Origin of the sequence: Hydrogenophaga sp. (assembly GCF_041633695.1) — a bacterium.
In the GTDB taxonomy this organism is placed as follows: Bacteria; Pseudomonadota; Gammaproteobacteria; order Burkholderiales; family Burkholderiaceae_C; genus Hydrogenophaga.
This window is the reverse complement of record NZ_JBFJMY010000042.1, coordinates 1-17475: the sequence shown is the minus strand read 5'-3', so window position 1 is coordinate 17475 and position 17475 is coordinate 1. Positions and strand designations below refer to the sequence as shown.

Here is a 17475-nt window from a genome sequence, read left to right as displayed (position 1 = left end):
GCCAGGCCATTGGGTGGGCGGCTTCGATTTGCCATTTGGCTTGCCGCGCGAACTGGTGCACAGCCTGGGTTGGCCCGGCGATTGGGCGGCCTGCATCGCGCACTACGCGGCCTTGAGCCGCGACCAGATACGCAGCGCCTTCGCCGCGTTCTGCGACGCCCGACCCGCAGGCGGCAAGTTTGCCCACCGCGCCACCGATGGTCCGGCCGGCTCCAGCCCCAGCATGAAGTGGGTCAACCCGCCGGTGGCCTTCATGCTGCACGCCGGCGTGCCGCGCCTGATCGGCTCCGGGGTACACCTGCCGGGTCTGCACCCGGGCGATACGCAGCGCGTGGCGCTGGAGGCCTACCCCGGCCTGCTGGCGCGCAGCGTGCTGGGCAGCACCAGCTACAAGAGCGACACCAAAGCCAAGCAGACCGCACAACGCCTGATCGCCCGCAAAGACCTGTTGATGGCGCTGGAAAGTGGCCAGGCGCCGCTGTTGCAAGCGGCCGGGCTGCGGCTCAAGCTCAGCCACGCCCAGCACGATGCCCTTGTGGACGACGCCAGCGGCGATAGCTTGGACGCTGTGTTGTGCCTGCTGCAGGCGGCCTGGGCTTTGGGCCGACACCAGGGCGGGCATCCCTGCTACGGCTTGCCGCCGTTCGACCCGCTCGAAGGCTGGATTGTGAGCGCCTGAAAACCCGTGCGACAGCGCGCCTTTGAGCGCCTGCCTACAATCGGGGCGTCGGGCCTAGGAGCCGACGCTTCTTCTGCCGCGCAGGCTCCTATCCCGACACAAGCGTTCTCAGGGCGGGGTGCAATTCCCCACCGGCGGTGATGGTGGTGCGGCAACGCAACCACACGAGTGCCGCGAGCGCCTGCGCACCACGTCAGTGGCGGGCAGGGTCAGCAGACCCGGTGAGACTCCGGGACCGACGGTCACAGTCCGGATGTTAGAGAGCGCGAGCCATGGTCCGGCCAGCGGGTGTTTCCGTTGCCGGTGGCCGTGCGCTTGTGCGCCCTGATTTCTGGAACTCCCGCCGAAAGAGCCCCATGAGTCAGTCACCCGCCGTTTCCCCAGCCGCACCCGCCGCTGCGCCCGACAACCTCCGTTTTGCTTTTGTTGAAGCCGCCTGGCACGCCGACATCGTGCACCAGGCACGCGACGCCTTTTTTGTCGAAATGTTGAGCGCGGGCGTGCCCGCCGACGACATCGACGTGTTCGACGTGCCCGGCGCGTTTGAAATCCCGTTGATCGCCAAGCGCCTGGCCCAGAGCGGGCGCTACGCCGCCGTGGTCGCCAGCGCGCTGGTGGTGGACGGCGGCATTTACCGGCACGAGTTCGTGGCGCAGGCGGTGGTGAACGCCTTGATGGCGGTGCAGCTGGAAACCGGCGTGCCCATGATCTCGGCCGTGCTCACCCCGCACCATTTCCACGAACACGCCGAGCACCGCAAGTATTTTCAGAAGCACTTCGCCACCAAGGGCACAGAAGCGGCCGAGGCCTGCATCCAGACCGTGGCCAATATGCGCCACCTGGACGGCTTGCTGGCCTGAATCAAACCCTGTACACCCACGCGCCGTTGGCTTGTCCTTGGTGCGTGCTAGGGGCCACAATGGCCTGCCCGCTCCCGTGAGCCCGCAGGTGCGCCGCTTTGTTCGGTTGGAAAGGATGGCACGCATGCCCACCATCAAAAGGCCCGTGAATGTGCACAAGGCCTACCACGCACACGTGTATTTCGACGCGGACACGTTGGACTTGGCGGTGCGCTTGTGCGAGCAGGCCGGGCAGCAGTTTGCCGTGCAGGTCGGGCGCGTGCACCAGAAATTGGTGGGGCCGCACCCGCGCTGGAGCTGCCAGTTGGCGTTCAGCCACCACCAGTTTGATGCCCTCGTTCCCTGGCTGGATGAGCACCGCCAGGGCTTGACGGTGTTTGTGCACGGCCTCACCGGAGACGACCTGAAGGACCACACCGACTACGCCTACTGGCTGGGCGAGAGCGCGGTGCTGGACCTGTCGGTGTTTGACCGTGCTTGAATGCGGGACGGCGGCACCCGCCGCCGCTGGGGCTTTCGGCCCATGAAAGGACATGTATGAATGCGATTCGGGCCTTGGCCTTGGTGTTGATCGTCGCCGGTGCGCTGGCCCTGGTGTACCGGGGCTTCAGCTATACGCAGGAGAACACGGCGGTGAAGCTGGGCCCGCTGGAGCTGACTGTCAAAGAACAAAAGACAGTGGACGTGCCGGTGTGGGTTGGTGTGGGCGCCATTGTTTTGGGCGGCCTGCTGCTGGTGCTGGGTGGCAAAAAAGGCTGACCCGCAGGTTGGGCATCTGATCCATGAAACCCATGTCTACCGCTTCATCTACCGCTTCGCGGCGCCACTTTCTGCGCAGCACATCGGGCGTGGCGGCCACGGCTTTGCTGGTTGGTGCCACCACCGGATGCCAAGGAGAGTCCATGAACAAGCCCCATCCCCCATTGGCCTCGCTGGACGAGGCCATGCGCGAACTCGAACGACTGGCGCAGGCGCCTGCGCTGGTGTCGCACGCGGCCTGGACCTGGCCGCAGACGCTGGACCATTGCGCGCAAAGCATCGAATATTCGTTGAGCGGTTTTCCGCAACCGAAGTCGGCGCTGTTCCAGCGCACCCTGGGTGCGGCGGCGTTCTCGGTTTTTGCCTGGCGCGGACGCATGACGCACGATCTGGCCGAGCCCATTCCCGGCGCGCCGCCGCTGGGTGCCAGCGATGGCGCGGTGGCACTGGCCCGGCTGCGCAACGCGGTGCAGGCGTTTCAGGCCAGCACCGCACCCTTGCAGCCCCACTTTGCCTACGGTGTCTTGAGCAAAGCCGAATACGACCACGCGCACGCCATGCACCTGGCCAACCACTTTTCGGCTTTTGCCTTGCCGGCCTGAACAGCTCAGCCTGGCGGCTCGATGTCCTCGGGTGCCGCGCACTCGTGCAGCACTTCGATCAACCGGTGCTCCACCCCGGCCACGCGCTCCTGGCGGCTGCGGCTGGGCAGGTAGCGCTGTTCGGCGCGGTGTTCCCATTCGGGGTGGCCACGGGCCTGGCCGAGTTGCAGCACCGCACGGGTGAGCGCTTCGCGGTAGGCCTGTGAGCTGTCGGTGGCCAGGCGCACGCTGCTGATGGCGGCGTGACCGCGCAGCTCCAGTGCTTCGCACAGGCGCACCAGGTTGTCGGCCATGACCAGCAACACCTCGTCGCCCAGGGTGAGCTCTTCGATGGCGAGGAATTTGTTGCGCAGCTTGCGCGGCAACTGGCCCCAACCCTGGCCCAGCACGCCGCCGATGGACGCGCCCAGCGCCGTGGCGGCACCCAGCGACATCCCGGCCAGCGCCACGTCCAGCGCAAAACCCACCGCCGCACCGGCGACCGCACCTTTGCCCAGCAGCTTGCCCGCGGTGGCCAGCGTTTCGGGGTTGAACAGGTCGGACTCCCAGCGTCCGCTGGTCCAGGGCAGCACCGCGATGTTGGCGTCGTCGGGCCGAAAGCCGTGGATTTGCAGCAGGTCGGACACGCAGCGCCGCACGCCCGTCATGAGGTCGTCTTTGAAGTCCTGCACGAAGCGGGTTTTGACGCGCGGCTCGTCCAGCGCCGACTTGTCGATCTCGCGGCGCATGGCGGCAGCGGTGATGAGCGCATCGGCCACCACGCGGCAAGCGGCGGCGCGGCGGTCCACGAACTGCTGCTCCAGTTCTTGCATCACGGCTTGCAGCTGCTCGCGGCGCGGCCGGATCAGCACGCCCAGGTCTTCGTAGAGCTGGTGTTCCGAACCCATGAACGGGGCCACCGCATCGAAGCGCACCACCGCGTGCAAGTGGTAGGCGGCCAGCACCTCGCGCCACTGCGTTTCGCGGCTGTCGTCGCTGCGCACGAAGTTGAGCACCGGCATCACCGGTTTGCCGCAGGCGCTCAGGATTTCGATTTCGCTGCGGTACTTGGGCAGCACGGCCTCGCGGCAGTCGATCACATAGATCGCGGCGTCCACGTCGAGCAACTGGCGCAAGACCTTGGCCTCTTGTTCGAACGCGCGGCTGGCTTCGGGGCCGCGCAACAGGGTGCGGATTTTCTCGGGCGGCGTGAGCGCGTCGCCCAAACTTTTGAGGTGGTGGTGCAGGGCCACCGAATCTTCCAGACCTGGCGTGTCGTAGTAGCGGATGGCCGGCGCGCCGTCGATGGCCAGATCGATGTGTTCGACGTGGCGCGTGGTGCCGGGCCGGTCCGAGACTTCGCCAAAACCGATCTGGCGCGTGAGCGTGCGCAGCAGCGAGGTCTTGCCCGCGTTGGTGTGGCCGACCACGGCGATCTGGATCGGCGCGCTCATGCGTGCTCTCCCAGCCAGTCCCGGGCCTGCTCCAGCGTTTGCCAGCAGGGCAGGTCGTGTAGCGCGTTGCCAGCCAACCAGTCGGGCCAGCGTTGCGGGTTGGCGCCGCTGTGCTCGGGGTAGACCAGCAGCAACGCACAGGCGTGGGCCTGGGCGCTGACCTGGCGCAAAAAGCGCTCGGTGCCCCGGTCCGGGCTGGACGCGCCGTTGCAGACCACCAGGGCGCGAAACGCGGGGCTCTCTGCCAGCCGGGACATGAGCAGGCTGCGCTCTTCCATGCTGCCCGAGACGCGGTGGCTTTGTGGGGCCAAGGGGGCGAGTGCGGCGGGTGGCCATTCGAATTCGCTTGGCAATTCAAAACCGATCAGCAGGGGCAAGGCCTTTTCGCCGGCGTGCAGCACCCGGCGCGGCGGCACGGCGGTGGGCGCAGGCGCCTGTTCGGCGTCCACGATGCGGGTCGGATCCAGCGCGGTGAAGCGGGCCATGAGCTTGCGGAAATAGGGGTCGCGGGTGTCCAGCGCCAGCCGGGCGTGCCGGGTTTTCACAATCCACACGCAGGCGAGCAAGGCCAGCACCCGGGGCAGCAGCCCGTACACCAGGGTGCAGGCCACCAGCCACCAGGCCAGCGCGTGCGAGCTGACCGGGTCGGCACCGGCGTTGAGCGGTACCGACTCGGGCACCGGGAAACCCATCAGGCCCGGCAGCCAGCTGGTCCAGGCCAGGAAGCGCGCAAAGAAGGCCGGGTCGAAGATGGTGGTCTCCCAGCTCAGCTGGTAGGCCTGGAAACCGAACAAGGCCAGCAGGGTCAGCAGCATCAGGGCAAAGCCCGCCGCCCACAGCGCATGGCTGATGGCGCCCAGCACCCACACGCTCAGGCGCTGTTGCTGCAGCACCGTGTGCAGGGCACGCACCAGCACGCTGGCGTTGGGCCCGTGCAGGTAGGGGATGCGCGCCGCCAGATCCATCAACCACTTGCCCAGAGACCATGCACCGCTGGGTTCGCGGGCGAAACAGGCATACAGCACCGCCGCCAGCCACAGCAGCAAGGCGAACACGGGCACGGTGAGAATCGAGAAGAAGGCCAGCGCGGCGTTGAGCGTTTGGCCACTGCCCGTGGCCTTGCCCAGCAGGCCGCCCGCCAGCAGGTAGGCCAGTAGCACCAGCAACAGGCCGGACACCCAGGCAGCGGCGCGCAAGCGGTCCAGGTCGCGATCCAGCCGCAGGCGCTGGGCCAGCAATTGCGCGCGCGCCAGGATGCGGTCTTGCATGGCGGTGTGCGTCTGGTGCGCGCGGACCATTTCTTCGCCGTCGAGCAGCGGGCCGTTTTCTTCGATCAAGCGCACGGCGTAGGCCAGCGTGGCACCGCGCAGGCTGGGTGTGGGGGGACGGGCGTTCAAGTCGCTGGGCTCGGTGGGGAAGAGAAGGCGGGCAGGACGGCGGGAAGGTCGTAGGCAAGAGGAGCCCGGGTTGGGCTGGACCCAATGCTACCCGTTACAGTGCGGGGCTTGGCGTGTGGTCGCGGCTCTTCGGTCGCTCGGCGCCGCAGGAGAACACCATGGCGTGGTTGATTTGGGGTCTGGTGCTGTTTCTGGGTGTGCATTCGGTGGCCATCGTCTCGCCGGGCGCGCGCAACGCCTGGGCGCAACGCTTGGGCGAAATGCCTTGGAAGGCTTTGTATTCGCTGGTGTCGCTGGCCGGGCTGGTGCTGATCGTGCTGGGCTATGGCCTGGCGCGCGAACAGCCGCTGCTGCTGTACACGCCCCCTGCGGCGCTGCGGCATCTGGCGCTGCTCTTGATGTTGCCGGTGTTCGTGTTGTTGCTGGCCGCCTACCTGCCGGGGCGCATACAGCGCACGGCCAAACACCCGATGCTGCTGGCCGTGAAACTGTGGGCGCTGGCGCATTTGCTGGCCAATGGCAACCTGGCCGATGTGCTGCTGTTTGGCGGCTTTCTGGCCTGGGCCGTGGCCGACCGCATGTCGGTGAAGCGCCGTGCCGCTGCCGCTCCGCTGCGCCCTGTGCCCGGCTTGCCCGCCAGCGCTTGGAACGATGCCATCGCTCTGGTGGCGGGCTTGGCCTTGTATGTGGTGGTGCTGCTCTGGGCGCACGCCGCCTGGATCGGCGTGCGGCCGGTGGGTTGAGCCACCGCTGATCTTGGTCTGGGCGGGTCAGCGCATCAGCCAGCGGCGCGACACATGGCTCAGCCCGTCGACCAGGGCCACCAGGGCCAGCATGGCCGCCAGCACCGAACCGGTTTCGGGCATCTGGAACAAGCCCATGTGGAACGCCAGCATCTGCCCCAGGCCACCCGCGCCCACCACACCCAGCACGGCGGCGGCGCGGATGTTGTTTTCCCAGCGGTAGAGGCTGTAGCTCATGAGCTGCGGCAAGATTTGCGGCAAGGTTGCGTACCAGAACACCCGGGCTTCTGACTGCCCCCGCAGGCGCAGCGCAAAGCCCGGGCCGGGCGGCGCGTTTTCAATCGCCTCGGCAAACAGGCGGCCCAGCACGCCGCTGGTGTGCAAGGCCAGTGCCAGCGTGCCGGCGAACGGCCCCAGACCGGCAGCGATCAAGAGCAAGGAGGCCCAGACCAGTTCGGGGATGCTGCGCAGCGCGTTGAGCAGGGTGCGTGTGGCCTTGAGCCAGCGCGCGGTGTCGTCGGCGTGGGTGCGGCTGGCGGGCAGGGCCAGGCTCAGACCCAGCGCCACGGCCAGCAACGTGCCCACCGCCGACATGGCCAGGGTTTCCAGCGTGGCCCAGCCCAGCCGGGCGAGAAAAGCGGGCTCGGTTTCCGGGTGCAGCAGCTCGCCGATGAAACGCGCCATCTTGCCCAGCGCGTCGGGTGTCAAAAACTGTGCCCAGCGCAACTCCAGGGTGAAAAAGCTCAAGAACACCAGCAGCGCGGTGGCGGCCACCCACCAGCAGGCGCGGCAGCGCGCGCTGAACAGCGGAGGCGGCAAGCGGTAGATCTGGTTGGCGGCCCGGCGCGGTGGTGTGTGTGGGGTGGTCATGGGGTATCAGCCCAGGCTTTTGCGCAATCCGGCACTGGCCGTGTCGGCCAGCCAGACCAGGGCCATGAACACCAGCAGCATGCTGGCCACTTCCGCACCGTTGAACATCTTCATCGAGTTGTCCATGAGCTGCCCCAGACCGCCCGCGCCGACAAAGCCCAGCACGGTAGACGAGCGGATCGCGCATTCCCAGCGGTACACGGTGTAGCTGGTGAGTTCGGCGGCGTTTTGCGGCAGCAGCCCGTAAAAGAAGGCTTGCAGGCGCCCGCTGCCGTTGCGCAGCAGGCTTTGTGTGGCATGGGCTTCGCCGCTTTCCAGGATCTCGCCGTAGACCTTGCCCAGCATGCCGGCGTAGGTCAGCGCAATCGCCAGCACGCCGGCGGTGGGGCCCAGGCCGACCACGCGCACGAACACCAGGGCCCAGATCAGCTCGGGCACGCTGCGCAGCACGATGAGCAGCCAGCGCACGCCTTGCCGCAGCACGGCAGGCCCGAAGGCCATGCGCCCGGTGAGCGCGGACAGCGAGAGGGTGCGCACGCTCAACAAGGCCAGCGGCACCGCCAGCAGCATGGCCTGGCTGAGGCCGGCGGTGGCCATGGCCACCGTGCGCCAGGTCTCGCGCGCCACCAAGATCAGAAACTCCGCGTCCATGCGCGGCGGAAAAAAGTCGCCCAGAAAGCGCAGCGCAGGCCCCAGGCTGCCGGGCTCCAGCAGCACCCAGGGCTTGAACTCGGCCAACACCAGCAGCGGCCACAACAGCACAGCGGCGGCCAGTAACCAGAACACGCGACCGAGCCAGGCCGGGTCGCGTCGGGGGGGGGTGGGGGCCGTCCAGCTGCTCATGGCCGGGCTTTCAGCGGCAGTGCATGACCACCGGCTGGGGCGACGCCGTGGACGGCTCGGTGGCGGGTGGCGCGGTGCTGTGCAGTTCGTCTTCGTGCTGGGCGTAGAGCTGTTGCAGGCGTTCGGGCGTGACTTGTTCGGGCGGCAGATCAAAAGCCAGCTCGCCGTCGCGCAAACCGATGATGCGCGGGAAATGCTCGAGCGCCATGCTCACGTGGTGCAGGGTGCAGACCAGGGTGGCACCGCTGGCGTGCGCGGCCTGGGTCAGGGAGCGCATGGCCTGGTCGGCGCGGGACGGGTCCAGTGCGGACAACGGCTCGTCGACCAGCAGCAGACGCGCCCCGGCGGGGTGGGCGGGCGAACCCAGCGCCGCAATGGCGCGCGCCAGGCCGACGCGCTGCCGCTCGCCGCCCGAGAGTCGGTCGACCCGGTCGAACAGTTTTTCGGCCAGGTCGAAGTGCTCCAGCGCGGCGTCGGCCAGGGCGATGTCGCGGGGGTAGAACAGGCTGCGCAGGCTGGCCCACAAACCCATTTGCGGCAGGCGCCCGGCCAGCACGGCGGTGACCACGCGCTGGCGCGGTGGCAGCGGCGGTACCTGGGGAGCCAGAAACAGTTGGCCGCGCAGTTGGCGCAAAGCCGAGCGCCGCAGGGACCAGGGGTCGGCGCCTGCGATCAACAAGTGGCCCGCCGATGGCCGCAGGGCGCAGGCCAGCAGGTGCAGCAAGGTGGTCTTGCCCGCACCCGACGGACCGATGACCGCGACCTGCTCACCCGCCGCCAGTGCGAGGCGCAGGCCGCGCAAGGCGGCGGGCGCATGGGCCGAGGCGGCGGGGTGCCGCCCGCTCAGGTCATGCAGTTGCAGTTGCACGCGAAGACCGGCCTGCGCGCGGCGCTTATTTCAGCAAGCCTGCGCTGCGCGCGGCCTGCTCGATGCCGGCGTAGTTGTCCATGTTCGTGGGCACGAAGCGGGTGGCCCGCTGCAAGTCCAGAATTTGTTGGCCTTCTGGCGTGTCCTTGCTCAAGGCGAGGAATGCCTTTTGCAGCTTGTCGCGCTGGGCGGCGGGCATGTCGGCATGCACCGTCCAGTTGTAGTCGAAATAGGGCGGGGTGGTGAAGAAGACCTTGACCTTGTCGGTGTCGACCTTTTTGTCGGCCACGAATTTTTCCCACACCGAAATATTGAGCGCGCCCGCGTCCACTTTGCCCGATGCGACGGCGGCAATGGTGGCGTCGTGTGCGCCGGAGTAGGCCACGCGTTTGAGGTCGCTGTCGGGGTTGACGCTGGCCTTGAGCAGGAAGCTGCGCGGCATGAGGTGACCCGAGGTGCTGGACTGCGAGCCAAAGCTCAGCGTCTTGCCCTTGAGGTCGGCCAGGCCTTTGATGTTGGCGTCGGTGGTGATGAAGACCGAGCGGAATTTGCTGTCTTCTTCGCGCTGCACCAGGGGCAGCACTTTGCCACCCGAGCGCACCGAGGCTTGCACGGCGGTGAAACCACCGAACCAGGCCAGATCGACCTGTTTGTTGACCAGGGCTTCGACCGCAGCGGCGTAGTCGCTCACCGGGGTGAACTCCACTTTCATGCCCAAAGTCTTTTCGAGGTATTTCACCAGCGGTTCGGCTTTGCGGGCCAGCTCGGTGGGCGATTCGTCGGGGATGGCGGTGATGCGAAACACCTGCGACTGTGCGCTGGCGGGCAGGTGCAGGCCGGCGCTGAGGACGAGACCAGCGCCCAGCAGGGCGCGACGGGAAAATGACCGGTGAATGAGGTGCATAAATAGGTTCCAGTAGTGTTCTTGCGGTAAGGGCAAGTCCAGTGGGGAATTAGAACCCAGAAAGAAGCCCTGACCGAAACCGTGTCGGTTTGACCGGATACCCGTGCGGTCAGAGCGCGACGCTGCGAAAGCCCGACCAGATGTCGTTGCGCGCGGCGGGGAAAAAATTGCGGTACCGAGGGTGGCGCATGCAGGGCTGGGAGGCGGTGCTGGCGCCGCGCAGCACCGGGCGGCCGTCGAACCAGGGCTGCGAATAGTCCCGGTACGGGTGGGCGTTGAAGCCTGGGTAGGGGGCAAACGGGCTGTCGGTCCACTCCCACACCCGGCCCCAGTCGAAGCCCGGCAGCGACAGCGCCGCGCATTCCCACTCCGCTTCGGTGGGCAGGCGCCGACCGGCCCAGCGGCACCAGGCCTGGGCTTCGAAGGCGCTCAGGTGGCAGGCCGGTTTGCGCATGTCCAGTGGAAACCATTGCTCGAAACGCTGCAGCTTCCAGCCGCTGCCGCTTTGCACGTCGCGCTGCAGGTAGCGGGGGGCATGGGCGTCGGTGGCTTGGCGCCACGCCCAGCCTTGTGGGCTCCAGAATTCGGGGTTTTCGTAACCTCCGGCGTCGATGAAAGGCAGAAAACGCCCCCAGCTCACCGCCTGGGTGTCGATGTCGAAGGCCGCGAGTTCTACCGGGTGCGCACCGAACTCGTTGTCAAAACCAAAACCCGGGCCTTGGTAGCCCTGCATCCAGGTCGTGGCGGGCATGCGCAAACTCAGTTGCTTGGGGGTTTTGGGAACGGTGCCCAGGGCTGCGCCGATCGGCATGCCCAGGGCTTGCGCGGTCACCACGGCGGCTTCGATGTGCATGGCCTCGTGGAACAGCGCCAGGCGAAAGAAGTACAGGCCTTGATCGTCGTCCTGGGCCATCGCCAGCAGGTCCAGGGTCTGGGTCAGGCTCTCGCTCAGGTGTTTGCGGGTCTGCTCCAGGCTGGGCAGTGGTAGGTGCCAGCGGCTGTCGTGCGGCACTTCGCTGGAGTTGTAGAGGGCATCGGCGTCAAAGCCGTGTGCGGCCTGGCGGGCCGCAAAGCGGGGTGTGGTGGGGTCGGCTTGCACGCCGCGTGCGCGCTGCGGGTTGCGTGCAATCCACCAGTCGGCAAACCAGCCGATATGGCCCAGCTCCCACAAGGGTGGGTTGAACTCGGGCGACAGCGCAACCGGCATGGCGGGGCCGAGCGCCGCCGCGAAGAACTTGACCAGGCGCAAGGTGCGCCGGCGCGTGTCTTTCAGGGCCACCGCGAGCCAGGCCTTGTCGGCACGGCGCGCATCGGCCAGCGGGGGGTGTGGCGGCAAAGCGTTCGGGCTCATGGCACATCTCCTCCTCAACGCATGCACAAGGTTCTGGGCTGACCCACAATGGCGGACATTGCCCGCCATGAAAAAAGCTTCCATCTGCATCGTCACACCGGCTCTGGCCGACGCCAACAACGGCAACTGGCAAACCGCGCGGCGCTGGGCCGACATGCTTGCAGGCCATTATGAGGTCCATTTGAGCAAAACGTGGCCACAAAAGAACGCCGACAGTGGCCGCTCATTTGATGTGCTGATCGCTTTGCACGCCCGCCGCTCGGCCGATGCGGTGGCGGCCTGGGCCCTGGCCCATCCGGACCGTATGCTGGTGCTGGTGCTGACCGGCACGGACCTGTACCGCGATATCCAGACCGACCCCGCCGCACAGCGTTCACTGGCGCTGGCGACCCGTGTGGTGGTGTTGCAAGACCAGGGGCCGCTGGCTTTGCCCCCGGCGTGGCGCCACAAGGCACGGGTGGTGTTCCAGTCCAGCACCACGCGCCAGACCTTGCCCAAGACCGCTCGGCACTTGCGTGCCCTGATGGTGGGGCATTTGCGCACCGAGAAAATGCCGCAGACGTTTTTTGAAGCCGCCTATTTGCTGCGCGACGAGCCCGGCATCCGGCTCGACCACATTGGCGAGGCGCTGGACCCTGCACTGGCCACAGCGGCCCGCCAGACGGCGCGCGATTGCCCGCAGTTCCGCTGGCTCGGGGGGCTGCCCCATGCCGATACCCGCGCGCGCATCCAGCGTGCCCATGTGCTGGTGCACGCCAGCCGCATGGAAGGTGGCGCGCACGTGGTCATGGAAGCCGTGCAGAGCGGCACGCCCGTGCTGGCCTCGCGCATCGCGGGCAATGTGGGCATGCTGGGCGAGGCCTACGGAGGCTACTTTCCCCTGGGCGATGCACAGGCGCTGGCCGAGCGGTTGCGCGCCTGCCGGGCCGAACAGCAAAGGGGTATGGGGCAGAGCCGAGACGGTCTGACCCAGCTGCAAGCACAATGTGAGACCAGACGTGCGCTGTTCGCCCCGGCGAACGAGCAGGCGGCCTTGCTGGCCTTGCTGCGCGAACCGATCTGAACCGCCACACGACACCGGAGACCCCCATGAGCAATACACCAGGCCACCCCGTTCCCCATGAGCCGCGCCTCACCAGCCTTTCGCACGGCGGCGGCTGCGGCTGCAAGATCGCGCCCGGCGTGCTGAGCGAAATCTTGAAGGGCACCAGCGCCATGCCCATTCCACCCGAATTGCTGGTGGGCATTGAAACCGCCGACGACGCCGCCGTGTACCGGCTCAACGACGAACAGGCGCTGATCGCCACCACCGACTTCTTCATGCCCATCGTCGACGATCCGTACGACTTCGGCCGCATCGCCGCCACCAACGCCATCAGCGACGTGTACGCCATGGGGGGCACGCCCATCATGGCGCTGGCGCTGGTGGGCATGCCGGTCAATGTGCTGTCCACCGAAACCATCGGCAAAATTCTGGACGGCGGGCAAAGCATTTGCCGCGAGGCCGGCATTCCCATCGCTGGCGGCCACACCATCGATTCGGTGGAGCCGATCTACGGCCTGGTGGCGCTGGGGCTGGTCCACCCCAAACGGGTGAAGCGCAACGCCGACGCCCGCGTGGGTGACCGCCTCATCCTGGGCAAGCCCCTGGGCGTGGGCGTGCTCTCGGCGGCGCTGAAGAAAGACGCGCTGAGCCCAGAGGGCTACGCGCAGATGATCGCCTGCACCACCCAGCTCAACACGCCCGGCCCCGATCTGGCCGCCCTGGACGGTGTGCACGCGCTCACCGACATCACCGGCTTTGGCCTGGCCGGCCATGTGCTGGAAATGGCGCGCGGCTGCAAGGCCGCCGTGCGCATCGACATGGACCGCGTGCCCTTGCTGCCTGGCGTGCGCGAACTGGCGGGCGCGGGCATGGTCACCGGCGCATCGGGCCGCAATTGGGCCGCCTACGGTGCCGAGGTGCGCCTGGGCGAGCGCTTGAGCAAGGTGGACCAGGCCTTGCTGTCCGACCCGCAAACCAGCGGTGGCCTGTTGGTGAGCTGCGCGGCAGAAACGGTGGAAGAAGTGCTGGCCGTGTTCGCTCGGCACGGGTTTGCCGCCGCCACCGAAGTGGGCGAGATCGTGGCCGCGCCGGACGGCGGTGTGCGCTTGCTGGTGGACTGAAACCCGCGCACGCGTCGGACGAGGGGGCGGTAGATGTCGCACAAGGAGTTGCTGAGCGCCCTGGCCATGGTGCTCACCGTGGCGGGCTTTTTGCCCTATATCCGCGGCATTCTGAAAGGCACGGTGCAAGCCCATGTCTTTTCCTGGGTGATCTGGGGCACCACGACCTTGGTGGTGTTTCTGGCCCAGCTGCAGGCGCACGGCGGCGCGGGCGCCTGGGCCATTGGCGTGTCGGCTGGCATCACCGTGCTGATCGCCGCGCTGGCTTTTGCACGACGCGGTGACCTGGCCATCACCCGCAGCGACTGGCTTTTTTTCACCGCCGCCATGGCGTCCTTGCCGCTGTGGTACCTGAACACCGACCCGATGTGGGCCGTGGTCTTGCTGACCGTAGTGGACATCACCGGCTTTGGCCCCACGCTGCGCAAGGCCTACCGCTTTCCCCACGCCGAATCGCTGGGATTTTTTGCGCTGTTTCTGCTGCGCAACCTGATCGTCATCCTGGCGCTGGAGAGCTATTCGGTCACCACGGTGCTGTTCCCCGCCGCCGTGGCGCTGGCCTGCGCGGGCTTGATCGGCGTGGTGTGGCTGCGCAGACGCCAGCTCGCCCCGCTGCCGGCCGCACCCCATACCACCCGTTCCTTGCGCGATTCGCACACCGCGGCGCGCCGTTGAAACCACTACTGGAAATCACCCGTGAAACAACCCCAAATTCTGGCCTTCGACATTTTCGGCACCGTGGTGGATTGGCACGGCTCGGTTGCACGCGAGGTGCAAGCCCTGCTGCCCGGCGTGGACGGCGACGCGTTTGCGCTGGCCTGGCGCGCGGGCTACCAGCCCGCGATGCGTCGGGTGATGTCGGGCGAACTGGGCTGGACCTTGATCGACGACTTGCACCGCCTGATCCTGGACGGGCTTTTGACGCAGTTCGGGGTGACGGACTTGAGCGAGGCGCAGAAAATCGAACTCAACCGCGTCTGGCACCGGCTCGACGCCTGGCCGGATTCGGTGGCGGGCCTGCAGCGCCTAAAAACCCGCTTCACCATCTGCACCCTTTCCAACGGCAACATCGGTTTGCTCACCAACATGGCCAAACGCGCCGGATTGCCCTGGGACTGCATCTTGTCGGCCGAGGTGTTTCGCGCCTACAAGCCGGACCCAGCCACCTACCTGGGCGTGGCCAAGGTGTTCGACGTGTCACCGGCCGACGTGATGCTGGTGGCGGCGCACCAGGACGATCTGGCCGCCGCCCGGGCTTGTGGTCTGGCCACGGCCTATATCGAACGGCCGCTGGAATTCGGTGCCCCGCGTCCCAAAGACGTCTCGCCCGATCCGGCCAATACCTGGCACGCGACCAGCCTCACGCAGCTCGCCGAGCAACTGGGCTGCTGAGCCAGAGGCGTTCTTATTCCTTGCGCAGATCGGCGAAATCGCTCAACGAGGCTTTCATGGAGTCGATCCAGTCGGGTCGGCCCTTGGGTTCGTCGCGGGAGGCCAGCATCAGCAAGCCGTTGACCAGCATGAAGGTGACGGCCCAGCCGGCCAAGGCCACGGCAAGCACAAAACCCAGTGGTACGGTGCCGTTCCAGACCCGGGCGACGCCCAGGAACGCCGAAAAAAACCAGATGCTGTTGGACAGAGACACACTGGCCGCGACGACGGTCCAGTCCCGCGTGCTCCAGCGCGAAACCGTGCGCGAGCGACCCAGAATGGGGAACACCAGGCGGTGCAGGACGAATGCGTTCAGGGTCAGCACCAGCACCAGCACCAGCTTGGCCTGCAGCTTGGGGTTGTCCAGATACGCCGGATCGGCTTGCAGCCCCAGCCAGACAATGCCGGCGCCGGTGATATACAGCGCACCCAAGGCCATGGAGATGACAAACGTCTCGAAGCGTTCGGGTGGAGGGATCACGACTTTGTAGCCCAGAGCCTTGGCGGCCAGCCGCAGATCGGTGATGACGATGGTTCCGATGGCCGCGCAGGTGGCAATGAGATGGAAAAAGACCAACAGGGTTTTGATCATGGCAAATCGGCCCGGCAGGCCGAGAAAATGATGAACGACAAAATCAATAACCAGGTATTGGTTCCATCCACAAACCATTCGCTATAGCGAAGGACTTGTGATGCCATTGGGCGCGTACCTGCGCGTCCTTTTTGATGCCCTGTGCGGATTGTTGATCAAGCCTGCGCATTTGTAACGATCTGCCCATCGCAGCGTCGCACACGAGCGACAGTCAGTCCAGCCGGTAGCGCGCGATGAAGCCGCGGTCGATGCGGTCTTTCCAGCGCCAGACCCAGCCACCCTCGGTGTGCAGCGGGCCGTAGCTGGCAATGGCGTGCTGCGTGCCGCACGACAACAGGTTGAGGGTGTGCGTGGGCGGGTGGTGGGGTTTGAGCGGCCGGCCGTGGTGGGCGGCGAGCAGGTTGTGCGCCAGGGGCGGTCCGGCGCGGACCGCGTAGACCCCGCTCCTGGGGTGCGGCGCGTCGGCCCGGGTGGACACGTCGCCCACGGCAAACACCTCGGGGTGGCTGGTGCTTTGCTGGAACGCATTGACCAGCACATGGCCGCGCTCGCACAGCGCCAGTCCGCTGCCTTGCAGCCAGGCCGGCGCGTGGGTGCCCACCGCCAGAATGGGCACGTCACAAGCCAGAGAAGCACCGCTGCCCAGCCGCACCGAGCCGGGCACCATGCCCACACAACTGTCCATCAACACCGTGATGCCTTGGCGTTTGAGCTGGCGCAGCACCCGGCGACGCACACCCGGTGTGTAGTTGGCGGCGACCTCGTCGCCACCGGTGATGAGTGTGAAGCTGGCGCCCCGAAGGCCGGCCGAGCGTATGCCCTGTGCTGCGGCAAACACCAGTTCGATGCCGGCCGCTCCCGCGCCGATCACGGCCACCGAAACCGGGCGCGCCAGCGCGTGCTCCAGCACCTTGGGCCACAGCGCAGCGAACACCTCTATGGGCCGCACCACCAGGGCGTGCGTGCTGGCGCCGGGCATGGTGGCGTCGAGCTGGCGGCGGTCCAGCACCGCACCGGTATCGATCGAGAGCCGGTCGTAGCCCAGGCTGGTGGGGGCCGCCTTGGGGTCGAGTGCGTGCACCTGCACTTGCCGCGCACCCATGTCGAGTCCGGTGCAGCGGCCCTGCACCCAGCGCGCGCCAGCCGCTTTCATCAAGGGTTCCAGCGCAATCTGGCCTTCGGCCGCGCTGTAGCGCCCAGCCACCAGCCCCGGGATCATGCCGCTGTAGGTCTGGAACGGGTAGGGCGTGAGCACGCTCACGTCCAGATCGGCGGGTCTGCTGCGTGCCAGTTCGGCCAATACCTGCACATGGGCATGACCGGCGCCGAGCAGCAGCAGTTTTTGGATTCCGATAGATTGCATGGGGCCCGATATTACGGCTTGGCGCAGTGTCTATGCGGCTTGGCGGTTGGGCCTGGGTGTGGGCGCTCCAGGGTGCGCAGGCACGCGCTTGAATGAGGCCTGGCGCGCGCGCCGGGCGTGTGGTGCTGCGTGCGGGATAATTTGCAGCGTTTTGACACCCCTGGAAACCCAACACATGCCGAATCTGCTCCCACGATCACAGCCTGCCGTTTGCGCGACGAGCGCTGCCCACAAAAGCCGCCTGGCCCTGGCGGTGTCTTTGCTGATGGCGGGCGCCGCTCAAGCCCAAACCTTGGGTGTGTCCACGCAAGGCAACACGGGTGGCTTGTCGATTCCCTCGGCCGATGTGCTGGAAACCGGTAGCGCAGCCTTGTCCTATGGCAATTACCGAGAGCCCAAGCTCCGGCCAGGTCAGCGGGAAGCCAATTACAGCCTGGGTTTTGGCTTGGCGCCGAACATCGAGCTGTTTGGGCGTTTTGCCGAATACACCGTGCCGACGCCGACGCGCATCGTCAATGGCGTGCGTGACCTGTCCGTGAACGTCAAGTTGCAGCTTCCGCAGCTGTGGCAGGGGCAACCCAAGGTCGCTGTAGGGCTGAACGATATTGCAGGTG

20 protein-coding genes, 1 pseudogene and 1 riboswitch are annotated in these 17475 nt (G+C 66.9%); of the genes and pseudogenes, 11 read left to right on the top strand and 10 right to left on the bottom strand.

Going from position 1 to position 17475, the window contains the following annotated elements; translation table 11 throughout:
• The 5 genes from ABYB95_RS04450 to ABYB95_RS04430 all read left to right on the top strand — a co-directional run.
• Positions 1-679 (top strand): DUF429 domain-containing protein (locus ABYB95_RS04450; protein WP_372657247.1); only part of this gene is annotated, 679 nt, incomplete at its 5' end.
• Positions 680-779: 100 nt separating this feature from the next.
• Positions 780-948: riboswitch (FMN riboswitch) on the top strand.
• Between the two features lie 87 nt (positions 949-1035).
• A complete protein-coding gene (locus ABYB95_RS04445) occupies positions 1036-1539 on the top strand; it encodes a 6,7-dimethyl-8-ribityllumazine synthase (protein ID WP_372657246.1) in 504 nt (167 codons plus the stop codon).
• A 124-nt stretch (positions 1540-1663) separates the two neighbouring features.
• Positions 1664-2020 carry a DOPA 4,5-dioxygenase family protein gene (locus tag ABYB95_RS04440; protein WP_372657245.1) on the top strand — a complete coding sequence of 119 codons (357 nt, stop codon included), beginning with the start codon at positions 1664-1666 and terminating at the stop codon, positions 2018-2020.
• A 56-nt stretch (positions 2021-2076) separates the two neighbouring features.
• Complete coding sequence (locus tag ABYB95_RS04435) at positions 2077-2298, top strand: hypothetical protein (protein WP_372657244.1); 222 nt, start codon at positions 2077-2079, stop codon at positions 2296-2298.
• Between the two features lie 32 nt (positions 2299-2330).
• Positions 2331-2900: a DUF1569 domain-containing protein gene (locus ABYB95_RS04430; protein WP_372657243.1), complete on the top strand. Its 570-nt coding sequence runs from the start codon at positions 2331-2333 to the stop codon at positions 2898-2900.
• A gap of 5 nt (positions 2901-2905) precedes the next feature.
• On the opposite strand, the gene ABYB95_RS04425 is transcribed toward ABYB95_RS04430, so the two are convergent.
• A complete protein-coding gene (locus tag ABYB95_RS04425; RefSeq protein WP_372657242.1) occupies positions 2906-4333 on the bottom strand; it encodes a GTPase/DUF3482 domain-containing protein in 1428 nt (475 codons plus the stop codon).
• Entirely contained in the window at positions 4330-5730 is a 1401-nt protein-coding gene (locus tag ABYB95_RS04420) for a DUF2868 domain-containing protein (protein WP_372657241.1), read from the bottom strand. The genes ABYB95_RS04425 and ABYB95_RS04420 overlap by 4 nt, the downstream gene beginning before the upstream one ends.
• Positions 5731-5888: 158 nt before the next feature.
• Between ABYB95_RS04420 and ABYB95_RS04415 the strand changes: the two genes are divergently transcribed.
• Positions 5889-6473 carry an NnrU family protein gene (locus ABYB95_RS04415; RefSeq protein WP_372657240.1) on the top strand — a complete coding sequence of 195 codons (585 nt, stop codon included), beginning with the start codon at positions 5889-5891 and terminating at the stop codon, positions 6471-6473.
• A 27-nt stretch (positions 6474-6500) separates the two neighbouring features.
• On the opposite strand, the gene phnE is transcribed toward ABYB95_RS04415, so the two are convergent.
• The 6 genes and pseudogenes from phnE to senA all read right to left on the bottom strand — a co-directional run bounded on the left by phnE (position 6501) and on the right by senA (position 11309).
• Complete coding sequence (gene phnE / locus ABYB95_RS04410) at positions 6501-7343, bottom strand: phosphonate ABC transporter, permease protein PhnE (protein ID WP_372657239.1); 843 nt, start codon at positions 7341-7343, stop codon at positions 6501-6503.
• Between the two features lie 6 nt (positions 7344-7349).
• Entirely contained in the window at positions 7350-7844 is a 495-nt protein-coding gene (locus ABYB95_RS04405) for a PhnE/PtxC family ABC transporter permease (protein WP_372657248.1), read from the bottom strand.
• Positions 7842-7940: pseudogene (locus ABYB95_RS04400) on the bottom strand (ABC transporter permease); the annotation flags it as partial. The gene ABYB95_RS04405 and the pseudogene ABYB95_RS04400, both read right to left, overlap by 3 nt.
• 256 nt (positions 7941-8196) lie before the next feature.
• Positions 8197-9054: a phosphonate ABC transporter ATP-binding protein gene (locus ABYB95_RS04395; protein ID WP_372657238.1), complete on the bottom strand. Its 858-nt coding sequence runs from the start codon at positions 9052-9054 to the stop codon at positions 8197-8199.
• Between the two features lie 25 nt (positions 9055-9079).
• Positions 9080-9958 carry a putative selenate ABC transporter substrate-binding protein gene (locus ABYB95_RS04390; RefSeq protein ID WP_372657236.1) on the bottom strand — a complete coding sequence of 293 codons (879 nt, stop codon included), beginning with the start codon at positions 9956-9958 and terminating at the stop codon, positions 9080-9082.
• A 109-nt stretch (positions 9959-10067) separates the two neighbouring features.
• Positions 10068-11309, bottom strand: a complete 1242-nt coding sequence (gene senA / locus ABYB95_RS04385) for a selenoneine synthase SenA (RefSeq protein WP_372657235.1) — start codon at positions 11307-11309, stop codon at positions 10068-10070.
• Positions 11310-11376: 67 nt separating this feature from the next.
• Between senA and senB the strand changes: the two genes are divergently transcribed.
• From senB to ABYB95_RS04365, 4 genes are read left to right on the top strand one after another with little or no spacing between them, the layout of a single operon-like run.
• Complete coding sequence (gene senB, locus ABYB95_RS04380; RefSeq protein WP_372657234.1) at positions 11377-12372, top strand: selenoneine biosynthesis selenosugar synthase SenB; 996 nt, start codon at positions 11377-11379, stop codon at positions 12370-12372.
• A gap of 26 nt (positions 12373-12398) precedes the next feature.
• Positions 12399-13475, top strand: coding sequence for a selenide, water dikinase SelD (gene selD / locus ABYB95_RS04375; protein ID WP_372657233.1), 1077 nt, complete (start codon positions 12399-12401; stop codon positions 13473-13475).
• 33 nt (positions 13476-13508) lie between these two features.
• Positions 13509-14150, top strand: a complete 642-nt coding sequence (locus ABYB95_RS04370; protein ID WP_372657232.1) for a hypothetical protein — start codon at positions 13509-13511, stop codon at positions 14148-14150.
• Positions 14151-14171: 21 nt separating this feature from the next.
• Positions 14172-14867 (top strand): haloacid dehalogenase type II, encoded by a 696-nt coding sequence (locus ABYB95_RS04365; RefSeq protein ID WP_372657231.1) that lies wholly within the window; start codon positions 14172-14174, stop codon positions 14865-14867.
• A gap of 13 nt (positions 14868-14880) precedes the next feature.
• On the opposite strand, the gene ABYB95_RS04360 is transcribed toward ABYB95_RS04365, so the two are convergent.
• Both ABYB95_RS04360 and ABYB95_RS04355 read right to left on the bottom strand, forming a co-directional pair.
• Complete coding sequence (locus ABYB95_RS04360) at positions 14881-15498, bottom strand: hypothetical protein (protein WP_372657230.1); 618 nt, start codon at positions 15496-15498, stop codon at positions 14881-14883.
• 211 nt (positions 15499-15709) lie between these two features.
• Complete coding sequence (locus tag ABYB95_RS04355) at positions 15710-16861, bottom strand: FAD-dependent oxidoreductase (protein ID WP_372657229.1); 1152 nt, start codon at positions 16859-16861, stop codon at positions 15710-15712.
• Positions 16862-17036: 175 nt separating this feature from the next.
• Here ABYB95_RS04355 and ABYB95_RS04350 point away from each other — a divergent pair.
• On the top strand, positions 17037-17475 hold a 439-nt coding region (locus ABYB95_RS04350; RefSeq protein WP_372657228.1), incomplete at its 3' end, for a YjbH domain-containing protein.